Origin of the sequence: Variovorax sp. V93, assembly GCF_041154485.1 — a bacterium.
In the GTDB taxonomy this organism is placed as follows: Bacteria; Pseudomonadota; Gammaproteobacteria; order Burkholderiales; family Burkholderiaceae_C; genus Variovorax; species Variovorax beijingensis_A.
Window position 1 is genome coordinate 4,927,549 of sequence record NZ_AP028669.1, and the last position, 14,545, is coordinate 4,942,093.

The 14,545-nt window shown below is 65.0% G+C and carries 7 protein-coding genes and 1 tRNA gene; 3 read left to right on the forward strand and 5 right to left on the reverse strand.

What is annotated here, in order from left to right:
- Nucleotides 1-75 precede the first annotated feature (75 nt).
- The 5 genes from ACAM54_RS23360 to ACAM54_RS23380 all read right to left on the reverse strand — a co-directional run bounded on the left by ACAM54_RS23360 (nt 76) and on the right by ACAM54_RS23380 (nt 8,424).
- Nucleotides 76-1,890, reverse strand: coding sequence for a 3'-5' exonuclease (locus ACAM54_RS23360; protein ID WP_369649089.1), 1,815 nt, complete (start codon nt 1,888-1,890; stop codon nt 76-78).
- Nucleotides 1,891-2,411: 521 nt separating this feature from the next.
- Nucleotides 2,412-5,015 carry a DEAD/DEAH box helicase gene (locus ACAM54_RS23365; protein ID WP_369649090.1) on the reverse strand — a complete coding sequence of 868 codons (2,604 nt, stop codon included), beginning with the start codon at nt 5,013-5,015 and terminating at the stop codon, nt 2,412-2,414.
- Nucleotides 5,016-5,018: 3 nt separating this feature from the next.
- A complete protein-coding gene (locus ACAM54_RS23370) occupies nt 5,019-7,154 on the reverse strand; it encodes a site-specific DNA-methyltransferase (RefSeq protein WP_369649091.1) in 2,136 nt (711 codons plus the stop codon).
- Between the two features lie 477 nt (nt 7,155-7,631).
- A tRNA-Arg gene (locus ACAM54_RS23375) sits at nt 7,632-7,706 on the reverse strand.
- A 43-nt stretch (nt 7,707-7,749) separates the two neighbouring features.
- Nucleotides 7,750-8,424: a TetR family transcriptional regulator gene (locus ACAM54_RS23380; protein ID WP_369649092.1), complete on the reverse strand. Its 675-nt coding sequence runs from the start codon at nt 8,422-8,424 to the stop codon at nt 7,750-7,752.
- Between the two features lie 176 nt (nt 8,425-8,600).
- Between ACAM54_RS23380 and ACAM54_RS23385 the strand changes: the two genes are divergently transcribed.
- From ACAM54_RS23385 to ACAM54_RS23395, 3 genes are read left to right on the forward strand one after another with little or no spacing between them, the layout of a single operon-like run.
- Nucleotides 8,601-9,890, forward strand: coding sequence for an efflux RND transporter periplasmic adaptor subunit (locus tag ACAM54_RS23385; protein ID WP_369649093.1), 1,290 nt, complete (start codon nt 8,601-8,603; stop codon nt 9,888-9,890).
- 16 nt (nt 9,891-9,906) lie between these two features.
- Nucleotides 9,907-13,071 carry an efflux RND transporter permease subunit gene (locus ACAM54_RS23390; RefSeq protein WP_369649094.1) on the forward strand — a complete coding sequence of 1,055 codons (3,165 nt, stop codon included), beginning with the start codon at nt 9,907-9,909 and terminating at the stop codon, nt 13,069-13,071.
- On the forward strand, nt 13,064-14,488 hold the full coding sequence (locus ACAM54_RS23395; protein ID WP_192328235.1) for an efflux transporter outer membrane subunit: 1,425 nt from the start codon (nt 13,064-13,066) through the stop codon (nt 14,486-14,488). The genes ACAM54_RS23390 and ACAM54_RS23395 overlap by 8 nt, the downstream gene beginning before the upstream one ends.
- The last annotated feature ends 57 nt before the right edge of the window (nt 14,489-14,545 follow it).

Here is a 14,545-nt window from a genome sequence, read left to right on the forward strand (position 1 = left end):
CGGCGCCCATCCACGACGCAACATGTTCCGGCGCAGGTTGCCGGTTCTGCAGATCGATCAGCAGGTAGGTCTTGGTCACTGCCGGATGGCGTTGGCCACAATGAGGCGGGACGTGGCGCGCGTGGCACCGACGTAGAACAAGCGCATCTCTTCCAATGCGTCGTCGTCCTTGTCGAGCACCTCTTGGCCCGACACCGCCTGGCGCGCCCCCATCACCGCGACCACCGGGAATTCCAATCCCTTGCTGACATGAAGCGTCATCACCTTGATGGTGTCCGCGGCGGGGTCAAAGTCGTTCGTGCCCTTGCGTACCTTGTGCGGCAAGCGACGACGATCCAAGGCTTTGGCGCATTCGTCCATCAACGCCCAGCTTCGGCACAGCACCGCCATATCGCCCCAGGCGTGCCCTTCGTTGTGCGCGCTGGCCATGAGTTCTGCGATCCGGTCGGCCTGCGCCCGGGTGCTCGGCAGGTCGATGACGATGGGCTCCGGCCCCTCCCGGCCGCAGCTCACGGGCTGGACGACCGGGACGCCGTCGTCGTCCTTCTCCTGGGGCCGCAGCAACTCGGTCGCCATCGCGCTTGCCGTTTGCAGGATCTGCCGGGTGTTACGGTAATTGATCTTGAGGATGGTCGTGCGGCCTTGGGCCTGCACGCCCACGCTCTTGAAGCTGAAGGCCTTGCCTCGGCGCTTGTCGTAGATGCTCTGGGCATCGTCGTACAACAGCAGCAAGCTGTTGGTCGTGGGGTCAACCATCTGGGTGACCAGCTTGAGCCATTCGGGCGCAAAGTCGTGGCCTTCGTCGACGAGCACCGCCATGTACTGGCCTGACGGAATCATCTTGCGGTCCACGCCGTCGATGACGTTTTGCACCATCTGGTCCATCTTGGCGCTAACTGCCAAGTCGTTAGGCGGCAGCGGCTGACCGAACGCCACCAACTGGTCCCGGCACCATTTGTGAAAGTGGCGGACATGGACGCGCTCGGCCAATCCCTTGGCCTGCATGGTGACGTGCAGCTTGACCGCCAGCGGTTCGTTGTAGCAAAGCACGAGCACGGGCTTGTGCAGGTCGGTCGCAGCCTTGGCCAGGTACTCGGCGCGGTAACCCAGGATCATGGTCTTGCCGGATCCTGCGACGCCATGAATGACCCGGTGGCCCTCGCCCAGGCTGCGTGCCAGTTGTTCCTGCTGCAGGTCCATCACGCGCAGCAAGTCGGGGATGGTCGCCTTGTCGTCCGCATCGTCGAAGAGCGCGCCCTGCTCGGGGACGCGCACCTCGGGAAACAGGTTCCAGCGCACCCGGTCGATCTGGGGCAACGACAGCGTGCCGCGCATGAGTTGCGGAAACATGTCCCAGAGCCGGCTCTGAAAAGCCTCGGGCTCGGCGTCCTCCAGCATTTCGTCGGAGCAGACCACACGGTTGGGCTCAATCGCGCTCCCAAGGCCTGCGGCCTCGAACTGCTTGCGCGTGATGCGCGTGAAGACGACGCCATAGCTCCACGGGAAGGTCAGCATGCCTTGCCACTTGCCTTCGTGCTGGATCAGCTGGGCATCACGCTTCAGAGCATCGACGACCTGCAGCGCTTGATGCCTGGCTTGCTCGATCGGATTGGGGACGCTCTTGGGAACACCGTCGGGCGCGATCAACCAGTCGCCGCGGCTGGCTTTCTGGATGGTGTCCAGCCGCCAATCCTTGGTTTCGAGAATAAGCAAACCGCGGCGAGGGTGCAGTACGACGAAGTCGGGGTGGCACTGCTTGGGGCCGATGGGGACGTCGAACCACAGCAGGTAATCGTCGTCGAGCTTCTGCTGCAGCCGCTCCGCCAGACGGCGCTCGCCGGAGGTCATGCGGGCGACGCAAGTGCTCAACGCGGGAATCAAGACAGCCATGGAAGATTCGGTCGCCTAGTTTGGTCGACTGGACAAGGTTAGAACCACAACGTACCGTAACATGTCGATACAGGCAATCGCGGTAACCCCGCCCCTCGTTGCACATCGGCCTTCAGCATGTACGGTTGCCTGATCTCATAGCGATTGGCGTGGACTCGACGCCGACGAGCAACGGGTAACTTCGACAGCCAGAGTCTTCGGGATTGCATTGCAGCGGTTGCTAACGTCCACATCGACAAGATCCGATTGTTTTGAAAAATCGGCACTGTGGCACTGCATGACGCAATGCGGCCCTCACAGAATCGACCTAAACGGCCAGGAGACGCGATCGGCATCGAGGCAATGATTTGAGCACCCCCCAAAAAATTGCTTCGAAGAGTTCCGGGAGGAGGTTTTTCAACACAATCGGCCGATAGGACCCATTCAGAAGAGAGCTTGGTCCACTGATCCGCAGGTCTGCGTCAGGAATGACGGCACTCGACTGCCATGCAGTGCCCCGATCCAGCAGCATTCCGAGACGGCTACTGGTAATCGCCGGCGAAATCGCTGCGGTAGAGGGCAAGCACATCTTTCGCTTGGGTTACAGCCTCACGAACGTCTGCGCGCCCCAGGTCAAGTACCCGCAGTTGCTTGTCCACTTCGGCGATCGCTTCGACTCGCCTGAAGGCTTCTGCATGTGCAGCGGCGTACTCGGCCAAGCCCTGCAGTTTCGGCAGCGCGTCCGCCAAGTGATAGCCGTGGGGATCGACGATGTCCGCAACCATTGTGCCGTCTTGCTGCTTGGCGAAGAAGACGAAGTCGGGACGGACGATCTTGTATTGGTCGCCGGCGCGGTAGGCCACGCCCAGCGAAGACTGGCCCGGCTGCTGTGGGTTGCGGTACCAACAGACGAAGCCGGCGCGCTGGCTTTCCGTTGCGATGACAGCCTGCTCCCAGTGGTTAAGGTCGGCCGGATAGTTGCCCTTGGCGTCGCAGAGCAGGTGGTCACGATAGGTCGGCAGCGGCGTGGCCGTTTCGTTATCCAGTGTGGAAGTAGCCTCGTCTCTAGCCTCGGGCCTGATCAGGCCCGAGCTTTGCGGCTCGCTGCTCATCTCCCTGACCTGCCGGTACTCCTCCTGTCGCGCGTCCGACAGGCCCTTGATGGCCACGCGGTACTTCGACAGCCAAGCCTTGGTGATCTTGTCAGCCTCGTCGTCCAGGTACGCTTGTAGATCCGACAGCAGGCCCAGCGCGGCGATGGCAACGCGGGCCTCATTCAGGGCTTCGAGGTACTCCTCGCTTTCCACGTCAGCCGCTTGCCGCAACGCCAGTGCGGCAGTGTAGGTGCGGGCGATGTCTGGCGTAAGGACACGGGCGGCGCGTCGGAAGGCGTCGTCGATCACCGCCATGTCGGCCTCTTCCCAGAACTGGTTGAAGGTCTTGGCCTGGCGGCGCATGTCGGCCACCAGCGACTGACCTTCAACTTTCAACACCTGATCGCGATGAGCTGCGATCTCGTCGCACCATCGGGCTTGCGCGGCGTCCAGCACCTTGTGCAGTTCTGCATGGGCCTTCTTGCCTGCGTCGGGTAGCAGGTTGTCGATGGCCAGTTCGTGGGCCAGCGCGGTCAGGCGCCGAGGTGGCCGCGCGCCCCGCTGTGGACGGGCCTGGCTGGGCAACGACTCAAATTTATCCCAGACTTCTTCGGGCACGTCTGGGTTGGGCGTCATCGTCGCCGGGTTGACGAGCACGCGCCCGGCCTGGGGCTGGTCGTTGTCGTTGTCGTCCCCGCTGCTGCTACCCTTCATGAGCGCATCGGCTACCGCCGCGGCGGTCTTGGGGTCGAACAGCGGCAGCAGGCACTGCACCGTGTTCAACTGGTCATTGCCCGGGATGCGGCGGGCCAGCGGCGTGCGCACCATGCGGCCCAGCAGTTGCGTGATGTGCGTGCGGTCTAACGCGGCGCGGAACGACACCATCACTTCCGCGCGTGGGCAGTCCCAGCCGGTGCTGATGGCGTCTTTGGCCACAACTACTCGCACCCAGGTCGAATCCTGCACCCGCTCGGGCGAGATGTACGGCACCGAGTAAGGCCCAAACTGTTGTGTGGTGTGTTCGCCGAAGACGTGGGCGACGCAGTCGGTCGGCAGTTCCGGGCACTGCTGGAAGATGGTCGCCAGCGCCTGACCGACGTCCCGCGGGTCCGGTGTGTTGGGCACCTGCAGCACCATCAGCGGAACGACCGGCTCGGCATCGCCCTGGCGCTGGGCGTAGTCCGTCCAGGCCATTGTCGCCGCCTTCAGCTTGTCGGCTGCGCGCCGCACAATCACGGTGTCGAACTTCTCGCCGTCCTTTGGAATGTCCAGAACGATCGTGTCCTTGAGCAGGCCTGAGTCCTGCACCTTCTGCGCGTCCACTACCACGTTGGGCAGGGTGCCCCGGCCCTGCGCGCCAGACATGGCGAGGTTGAAGCGGTTCACCGTGGCCGAAATGCCCCACACCACGGGAATGCCCGGCACTCCGTGCGCGCCATTGATCAGCCGCAGCACCAGCGTAGCCTTGGCGTTCTGCGCGGCCTTCGTCGGGTTGCCCATGCCGCGGTGTGCCTCGTCGAGCACAAGGTACAGCGTCAACGCCGGATCTTCGATCGTGTTGCGGATCGTGTCCCAGATGGTGTACGCGTGCATGTCCGGGCGTGATTCGGGGAAAAGGCCGCCGCCTTCGTCGCCGTCGAAGCCACGGACCAACAGGCTATTCTTGCCCAGCTTCTGTGTGTTCAGGAAGTAGATCTTCCGTGGCTCGAACTTCGGTCGATTGAACGTGGTTTCGATCACCACCAGATCGCTGTGCGGTACGCGGTCCGAGGCTTCCATCAGTCGGAAGCGCGTCTGCTCGTTCAGCGCTGGGTCATCACTGAACCAAATGACTACCGCGCCAGGCTCGGCGTCGAAGTCGTACTCGTCGGCCCCGTAGAACAACGCCTCGAAGACGGCGGCGGCCATTACGGTCTTGCCTGCGCCCGTGACGGCGGTCAGCGAGAAGGCATGTTTATCGGCGTCCTCGTGCCAGCGCCTGCGGGCCTTCTTCAGGTTGGTCAAGGTATCGTGAACCGCGTCGTTCTGATAGTCCTTCAGTGTGAATTTCATGGCTCAGTCCCCATTAACAAAACTGAAGTTGGTCAGGTACGACTCGTACAGCCGTACCGGCTCAACCCCACGGGGCAATTGGCGCGTGATGGCTTGGAAGCGTCGTTCGTCATCGGTCACGATGTAAGCGATGCGTAAACCTTCCGCTACGGCGACGGCCTTGCAGAAGGGGCCAGCGGAGTCCACGTCAGCCAGCAGGCCGTAGGCGTCCACTACTGCCCAGCCAGCGGCAGGAAGCCTTTCGATGCGGCGCCCGCGACTGCCCGCACGCAGCCACAGTAGAGGGGCGATGCGGGCGAAGGCGGCGTGGTGACTAACGGCGACGGGTGCTTCATAGCTCAGATTGAAGAACTCAGCGTTCTCCTCGAAGCCTTCGGCTATTGGGAATTCGTCGGTGAACTTGTAGTCGCCTTGGATTGGCTCGCCGTCGGGAGTGAGGCCGGTGATGGCAGCGGCCACGCGAGGCTTAGTGATGTGGTCGCAAATGCCCCACTGCTCCCATTCGGCATCGCCGGGGCGCAGCCCCCTCTCACGCAGCGCCTTCTGTTCGTCGGCCGCGACCTCGTTGTTGGTGACGCAAATGCATTGGCGCTGGCCTCCGTCCTGACGGTTTAATCGCATTACAGCGTGTGCCGTGGTACCGGAGCCGGAAAAGAAGTCGAGGACAACTGCATCTCGATTCTGACTGACAAAGAAGCGCAATGTGTCCTCTACAGCGAACACTGACTTTGGAAATGGGAACCGGCGTCCGGGGATTAGCTTGCTGAGAACCAGGGAGCCGCCGCTCTCAGCGTTATGCGCGGGCACGTTCCAAACGCGCTTGGGGATCACGCCCTTGCGATCAAGGTAAACGCCTCGGACCGCGCCATCCGGATCGCGCCCGGTAATTTCGATCTGCCCCTCTTTGATCGCGTCGACAGTCCCGCTCGGAAGGTAGTGGATTGCCGCTTGACTGAGCGCAGGGTTGTGGTTCCTGGACCGAATGAATCCCTCTTGCAAGTAGCGCGACGCCGTTTCAGGTGTGATGCCCCAAAGTCCTTCATTGCCGTTCGGCCGCAACGGCCAGACTGCGAACGTCCCCTTAGGCGCGACTACCGTAGTTCGATCAACGTCATCGGTGATCGCTGCGCCGATGGAACGAATGTGTCCCGATTCCACGCCTACGAAGATCGGGTAGAACTGATTTGGGCGAGCACCCCGGCGCGCGGTCGGTTCGCGGCGGCGCAGGCCGAGCCACTCAATCTCACGGCCTATCTGTGCTGTGGCAGACCGGGAATCATCCAACATGTTGCGCTCGCCAAGTTGAACGACGGACGCACCTATACGAACGAAGTAGATGAACTCCTCGACGCGCGAAAACTGACCAAAGCGCGCCACGCCCTTCGCGCTAATGACCGACGTCACCATCTCCATAGATGCTTCGGGAAACACCTGCTCCAGCAACAAGCCCAGCCGCAGGTACTCCTTCTCGTCGATCGTGACAATCAGCACCGAGTCGATCGGATTGAGCAGTTCCTTTGCGACCAACAACCGTCGCTCCATCATCGCCAGCCACTTGCTGTGACGGTACAGATCATCGCCTTCAACATAGTCGTTGTTGTACTTCCAGTCCTTCGCCCCAGTGTTGTACGGCGGATCGATGTAGATCACGTCCACCTTGCCGCGGTGCGTGTAGGTCAGGGCCTTCAGCACGTGGTAGTTCTCGCCGTTGATCACGGTGTGGCAGGGCTTGGCGCCGCCGCGCTCCACGCGTCCGGTGCTGACCAGTCCGGGATAGATCGTGTCGCGGAACTCAGCCACCACCACCAGAGCGTCCAGGGCCACGGTCTGCGCGTCGGCCCGAGGCTCGTCCAGTAGTTCCAGGTCGGCCACCTTGTCTTGGCCAGACTTGTGGATGCGCGCCACGCGCCACAACCGTGTGTTGCCGTTCGTAGCGGTGCCGCGCGCTGGCAGCACACGTACTTTGTCGCCCTTACGCACCGGCCGTCGGGGCAGTTCCACGGCTTCGGGGCTGTGCCGCTCGAAGTTCAGGCCGAAGGGCAGGCGCGCGGACAGCACTTTGAACTCGCGCTCAAGGTCGGCGCCAAGCTGTGAATCCTTGGCCTTGGCTTGGGAGATCAGGTCGGTGAGTCGAGACATGGAAATGGACTTCTTGTTGTCGTAGCGTCCGCATCATGGAAGCGGCGGAAAATCTTAGATGGTAGGCCATGCCTCAGGTTGCCCCGCCCAAAACGTGGTGCGGTGAGGTGCTGTTTTTCGGCTCGTCGCCTGGAAGCTCTAGACCATGCCCGCCAGGCGCACCATCCAGCCCTATCGCTGCCATTGACGTCGAACAGTCGGTGTTCGACCAAGCAGTCGCTGCCCGAGACCGGCGTCAACGACCGCCCCCCAGTCTGAAGCCGAGTTTGGCGGACTTGAATGAGCTTACCCAGTCCGCTTTTCGCATATCCCTTGGTCATCGTTGCATCCTTAAGCCCCAAACTCGACGCGCCTCCTGGTGTACGGCATCCGACACCGCGCCAAAAAAATGGAGAGGGGAAGTTGGAAAGGTGTTTCCCAGACAGCAAAACAAAAAGCCGGACACCTTTGAAAGTGTCCGGCTTGATGCTTGATATCTGGTCCCGCCGCCAGGAATCGAACCTGGATCTCAGCCTTCGGAGGGCCGAATTCTATCCGTTGAAATACAGCGAGGAATCTGGGCTCCGGCAGAACCGGAGCCACGCATTATCGCCCATCAGGCGGCGACTTCTTCAGCTTCGTTTCCGATGCCCGCCGCCAAGTTCCGCGCAAAGCCCAGTCCGGCCAGGTAAACGTTGAAGGTGCGCCGGCCGGTGGGCACCAGGTCGAAGGCGGTGGGGTCGAGCAGCCAGTTCTGGATGAGGCCGCTGATCAGCGCGTGCAGGCCCTGGGCCGCCACGTCGCCGGGCACGGGCAGCCTGATGTGGTCGCGCCGCGCGGCCAGGCGCAGGGCTTTTTCGAAATCGCTCACGCAGGCGTTGCGCGCGCTCAGGTGGCGCTGCTGCACCGAGGCCATGTCGTGGGTGTATTCGACCTTGTGGGTGGCCACGTCGAACACGCGGCGCACCTGGGGGTCGGTGGTCATGAGGGTGAGGGCGTGCACCATGCCCTCCTCTATTTCGGCCAGAGGGTCGTCGTCGGGGCCCGCGGCCACGGCGGCGGCCCGGGGGCCGGCCTCCAGCGGGAGGATGACGCGCTCCATCATCGCGTTGAAGAGGGCGGCCTTGTCCTTGAAGTGCCAATAGATGGCGCCGCGCGTGGCTCCGGCCTGCTGCGCAATCTGCTGCAGCGTGGTCTGCGAGACGCCTTGCGCCTGAAACAGCAGCTCCGCGGCATCGAGCAAGCGATTCCGCGTGGCCAGTGCCTCTTCCTTCGTACGACGTGCCACCAAGTCTCCCAATTTGTAAAGCCAAGCCCTTTCCGATTCGTGGGGCCATTCGATGCTGTCACTATACATCCATGAATGTATGTAAACTACCGGGCTTCCCCGATGGCCCGGCTGTTTATGCTGGCTTTCTGTTCGCTCCGCGAACGCGCCATCTCCCGTCTTTGCTTCAAAGGATTCGCATGCCTCTCCTGCATGTTTCGCGTCATTCCTCGTTTTCGCCGCGCCTCGCGATCGTGGCCGCTGCTGTGGTGTTGGCGCTCGCGGCCTGTTCCAAGGCCGATGCGCCGGCCGGCCCGGGTGGCGGTGCCGGCGGCGGCGCCCGCCCCGCGCCAGAGGTGGGGGTGGTGGTTGCCACACCGGGCGACGTGGGCCTGGTGACCGAGCTGCCGGGCCGGCTCGAAGCCTCGCGCGTGGCGCAGGTTCGCGCCCGCGCCTCGGGCATCCTGCTGAAGCGCGAGTTCCGCGAAGGCAGCGACGTGAAGGCCGGCCAGCTGCTGTTCCGCATCGACCCGGCACCGCTGGTGGCCGCCGCGCAGAACGCGCAGGCCACGCTGGCGCGCGCCGAGGCCAACGCGGTGCAGGCCAAGGCCCTGGCCGACCGCTACAAGCCGCTGGTCGAGGCCAATGCGGTGAGCAAGCAGGAATACGCGACGGCCGTGGCCTCGCAAAAGACGGCCGAGGCCGATGTGGCCGCGGGCCGCGCCGCGGTGCAGACGGCCAAGATCAACCTCGGCTACGCTGACGTGACCTCCCCCATTTCGGGCCGCATCGGCCGCGCACTGGTGACCGAGGGCGCGCTGGTGGGCCAGGGCGACGCGACCGAGCTGGCGGTGGTGCAGCAGATCAACCCGGTGTACGTGAACTTCACGCAGTCGGCCTCCGAGGTGCTGAAGCTGCGCCGCGCACTGGCTGCGGGCCAGTACAAGCGCGCGAGCGGCGAAGAGGCGGCCAGCGTGACGGTGGTGCTGGAAGACGGCACCGAGTACGCGCTGCCCGGCAAGCTGCTGTTCTCCGACCTGACGGTGGATTCGACCACCGGCCAGGTCACGCTGCGCGCCGAGGTGCCCAACCCGAAGGGCGAGCTGCTGCCGGGCCTGTACGTGCGCGTGCGGCTGGAGCAGGCGCAGGCCACCAACGCGATCACGATTCCCCAGCAGGCGGTCACGCGCACGCAGCAGGGCGACACGGTGTCGGTGGTGAGCGCGGACGGCAAGATCAGCCAGCGCACGGTGAAGATCAGCGCCGCCAAGGACAACCAGTGGGTGGTGCTCGATGGCCTGAAGGCGGGCGAGCAGGTGATGGTCGACGGCTTCCAGAAGCTGCAGATGATGCCGCCCGGCACGCCGGTGAAGGCGGTGCCCTGGAAGAAGCCCGCGCCCAACGGCGCGGCACAACCGGCAGCGCCGGCGGCGTCTGCCGCGGCGGCGCCAGCGAGCGGTCCGGCGCCTGCCACGGCCGAGAAGAAGTAATCAGGAGCGCGCCCGCATGGCCAAATTCTTTATCGACCGACCGATCTTCGCCTGGGTGATCGCGCTGTTCATCCTGGTGGGGGGCAGTGTCGCCATCACCCAGCTGCCGATCTCGCAGTACCCGCCGGTGGCTCCGCCGGCCATCGTGATCAACGTTGCCTACCCGGGCGCCTCGGCCCAGACGCTGGAGGACAGCGTGCTGTCCGTGATCGAGCGTGAAATGAACGGCTCGCCGGGCCTGATCTACATGGAATCGGTGGCCCAGGCCGACGGCACGGGCACCATCACCATCAGCTTCGAGGCCGGCACCAACCCCGACCTTGCGCAGGTGGACGTGCAGAACCGGCTCTCGCGCGCCACGCCGCGCCTGCCGGCGGCCGTGACGCAGCAGGGCGTGCGCGTGGACAAGTCGCGCAACAACTTCCTGCTGTTCGCGATGCTGTCTTCGGACAACCCGAACTTCGACCCAGTGGCGCTGGGCGACTATGCTGCGCGCAACATCGTGCCGGAGCTGCAGCGCGTGGTGGGCGTGGGCCAGGCGCAGCTGTTCGGCACCGAGAACGCGATGCGCATCTGGATCGATCCGGCCAAGCTGCAGGGCTACAACCTGTCGGCCACGGACGTGAACAACGCGATCCGCGCGCAGAACGCGCAGGTGTCCTCGGGCACGCTGGGCGACCTGCCCAACATTCCCGGCCAGGCGATTGCGGCCACGGTGGTGGTGAACGGCCAGCTGGCCAATGTCGACCAGTTCAAGGAGATCGTGCTGCGCGCCAACACCGACGGCTCGACCGTGCGGCTGAAGGACGTGGCGCGGGTGGAGCTGGGCGGGCAGTCGTATGCCACCTCGGCGCGCCTGAACGGCGTGCCCGCGGTGGGCATTGGCGTGCAGCCCACGCCCAACGGCAACGCGCTGCAGTCGGCCAAGGCGATCCGCGCCAAGATGACGGAGCTGGAGCGCTTCTTCCCGCAGGGCGTGAAGTGGACCATTCCGTACGACAGCTCGCGCTTCGTGCAGATTTCCATCACCGAAGTGGTCAAGACGCTGCTCGAAGCGATTGCGCTGGTGTTCGTGGTGATGTTCCTGTTCCTGCAGAACTGGCGCTATACGATCATCCCGACCATCGTGGTGCCGATTGCGTTGCTGGGCACCTTTGCCATGCTGCTTGCCATGGGCTTCTCGATCAACGTGCTGACCATGTTCGGCATGGTGCTGGTGATCGGTATCGTGGTGGACGACGCCATCGTGGTGGTGGAGAACGTCGAGCGCATCATGAGCGAGGAGGGGCTGTCGCCGCTCGAGGCCACGCGCAAGGCGATGAAGCAGATCTCGGGCGCCATCATCGGCGTGACGGTGGTGCTGATCTCGGTGTTCGTGCCGCTGGCGTTCTTTGCGGGCTCCACGGGCAACATCTACCGCCAGTTCTCGGCGGTGATGGTGACCTCGATCGCCTTCTCGGCCTTCATGGCGCTGTCGCTCACGCCGGCGCTGTGCGCCACGCTGCTCAAGCCGGTGGAAGCCGGCCACCACCACGAGAAGACCGGCTTCTTCGGCTGGTTCAACCGCGGCTTCACGCGCACGGCCAAGGGCTATGAAAGCGTGGTCGCGCGCATCCTGCGGCGCGCGGCGCGCTACCTGATCATCTACGTGGCGATCATCGGCGCGGTGGTGTTCACCTACCTGCGGCTGCCGAGCTCGTTCCTGCCGGCGGAAGACCAGGGCAACATCATCGTGAACGTGCAGCTGCCCCCGGGCGCGACGCAGGAGCGGGCGCTGTCGGTCATGCAGCAGGTCGAGGCCTTCATCCTGAAGCAGCCCGAGGTGCAGAGCATGGTGGGCGTGATGGGCTTCAGCTTCTCGGGCCAGGGGCAGAACGCGGGCCTTGCCTTCGTGACGCTGAAGGACTGGGAAGAACGCAAGGACCCGGCCCACTCGGCCAGCGCGCTGGCGGGCCGCGCCTTTGGTGCGCTCTCGGGCATCCGCGACGCGTTCATCTATCCGCTGAGCCCGCCGCCCATTCCTGAACTGGGCAATGCCAGCGGCTTCAGCTTCCGGCTGCAGGACCGCTCGGGCGCAGGCCACGAGGCGCTGATCAACGCACGCAACCAGCTGCTGGGCATGGCCGGGCAGAGCAAGATCCTGTCGCAGGTGCGCCCCGACGGCCTGGAAGACGCGCCGCAGCTGCAGATCGACATCGACCGCGACAAGGCCAATGCGCTGGGCGTGACCTTCGACGCGATCAACGCCACGCTGTCGACGGGCCTGGGTTCGAGCTACATCAACGACTTTCCGAACCGCGGCCGCCTGCAGCGCGTGGTGGTGCAGGCCGATGCGCCGGCGCGCATGCAGCCGGACGACCTGCTGCAGCTGAACGCGAGCAACACCAAGGGCCAGCCGGTGCCGCTGTCGGCCTTTGCGACCACCAAGTGGGTCAAGGGCGCGACGCAGACGGTGCGCTACAACGGCTACCCGGCCATCCGCATCAGCGGCGACGCCGCCGCGGGCTACAGCACGGGCGCCGCCATGGCCGAGATGGAAAAGCTCGCCGGGCAGCTGCCGCAGGGCTTCGGCTTCGAATGGACGGGCCAGTCGCGCGAAGAGAAACTCGCAGGTTCGCAGGCCATCATCCTGTACGGCTTTGCGATCCTGGCGGTGTTCCTGTGCCTGGCCGCGCTGTACGAGAGCTGGTCGATCCCGCTGTCGGTGATCCTGGTGGTGCCGCTGGGCGTGCTGGGCGTGCTGCTGGCGACCATGCTGCGGGCCTACTCGAACGACGTGTACTTCCAGGTGGGGCTGATCACCATCATCGGCCTATCGGCGAAGAACGCGATCCTGATCATCGAGTTTGCGAAGGACCTGCAGGCGCAGGGCCGGGGCATCGTCGAGTCGGCATTGGCCGCGGCCCACCTGCGGTTCCGCCCGATCATCATGACCTCGCTGGCCTTCGGCCTGGGCGTGGTGCCGCTGGTGCTCGCCTCGGGTGCCGGCTCGGCCAGCCAGCGCGCCATCGGCACGGGCGTGCTCGGCGGCATGGTGACGGGTACGGCGCTGGCCGTGATCTTCGTGCCGGTGTTCTTCGTGGTGGTGCGCAGCCTGTTCAAGGGCAGCGCGCGCCAGCACGAGGCCGACAAGCGGCACGCGGAAGCAGCCGGCATCACGGAAGAAAAAGCACATGACTAAGAAACTGATTCCCACAGCCCTGGCCGCGGCAATGCTGCTGGCCGGCTGCTCGCTGATTCCGACCTACGAACGCCCGGCGGCGCCGGTGCCCACCACCTTTCCGGGCGACCCGGCGCAGCCGGCCGGCCCGGCCGCGGCGGCCGTGCCGTGGGAAGACTTCTTCACCGATCCGCGGCTGAACGGGCTGATCCGCACCGCGCTGGAAAACAACCGCGACCTGCGCGTGTCGGTGCTCAACATCGAGCAGGCGCGCGCGCAGTTCCAGATCGAGCGCGCGGCGCTGTTCCCGGCGCTGGGCCTCACAGGCAGCGGCTCGCGCTCGAGCCCCAACCCGTACCAGGCCTTCGACAGCAGCGCGGGCAGCGTGTCCTCGCAGTACAGCGTGAACCTGGGCGTGACCGCCTGGGAGATCGACTTCTTCGGCCGCGTCCGCGCGCTGAAGGACCAGGCGCTGGCGCAATACCTGGCCACCGAGGAATCGCGCAAGGCCGCGCAAGTGAGCCTGATCGCCGCGGTGGCCACCGGCTGGCTCACGCTGATTGCCGACGACGAGCTGCTCGAACTCACGCGCCAGACGCTGGTCACGCGTGAGGAGTCGGTGCGCCTGACCAAGATGCGCTTCGACAACGGCGTGTCGTCGGAGCTCGACTTCCAGGCCGCGAACTCGCTGGCCGAAACCGCGCGCGCCTCGTATGCGCAGCAGCAGCGCACGCGCATGCAGGACGAGAACGCGCTCGCCCTGCTGCTGGGTGCGCCGGTTCCGGCCGACGCCACGGCGGGCGGCATCAAGGGCCTGGACAGCGTCAAGCCGATGCCTGACGTGCCGGCGGGCCTGCCCTCCGACCTGCTGACGGAGCGGCCCGACATCCGCGCCGCCGAGCAGCAGCTGATTGCGGCCAACGCCAACATCGGCGCGGCGCGCGCCAACTTCTTCCCGCGCGTCTCGCTGACCACCACGCTGGGCACCGCGAGCAGCGAGTTCTCGGGCCTGTTCGACCGCGGCTCCAAGGCCTGGTCGTTCGCGCCCTCGGTCACGCTGCCGATCTTCGACGCGGGCCGCAACCGGGCCACGCTCGACTCGGCCAAGGCCGGGCGCGAGATTGCCGTGGCGCAGTACGAGAAGTCGATCCAGACCGCGTTCCGCGAAGTGGCCGATGCGCTGGCGGGCCGCGCCACGCTGGGCGAGCAGGTGCGTGCGCAGCGTGCGCAGGCCGACGCCGAGGCCGTGCGCTTCCGGCTCTCGGACATGCGCTACCGCAACGGGATTGCCAGCGCGCTCGACCTGCTCGATGCGCAGCGCTCGCTGTACACGGCGCAGCAATCGGCGGTCACCACGCGGCTCTTGCAGCTGCAGAACCAGGTCACGCTCTACAAGACCTTGGGCGGCGGCTGGGCCACGCCAGGCAGCAAGGGCTGAGGCTTTCGCGCGACGGACTCGAAGAGGCCTTCCGTCCTTTGGGCGGAGGGCCTCTCT

What these genes read in the sequence shown, in the direction of transcription:
- ACAM54_RS23395 (WP_192328235.1), top strand. Translation starts at nt 13,064, where the DNA reads ATGACTAAGAAACTGATTCCCACAGCCCTGGCCGCGGCAATGCTGCTG.
- ACAM54_RS23360 (WP_369649089.1), bottom strand. Translation starts at nt 1,890, where the DNA reads ATGGCTGTCTTGATTCCCGCGTTGAGCACTTGCGTCGCCCGCATGACC.
- ACAM54_RS23370 (WP_369649091.1), bottom strand. Translation starts at nt 7,154, where the DNA reads ATGTCTCGACTCACCGACCTGATCTCCCAAGCCAAGGCCAAGGATTCA.
- ACAM54_RS23365 (WP_369649090.1), bottom strand. Translation starts at nt 5,015, where the DNA reads ATGAAATTCACACTGAAGGACTATCAGAACGACGCGGTTCACGATACC.
- ACAM54_RS23390 (WP_369649094.1), top strand. Translation starts at nt 9,907, where the DNA reads ATGGCCAAATTCTTTATCGACCGACCGATCTTCGCCTGGGTGATCGCG.
- ACAM54_RS23385 (WP_369649093.1), top strand. Translation starts at nt 8,601, where the DNA reads ATGCCTCTCCTGCATGTTTCGCGTCATTCCTCGTTTTCGCCGCGCCTC.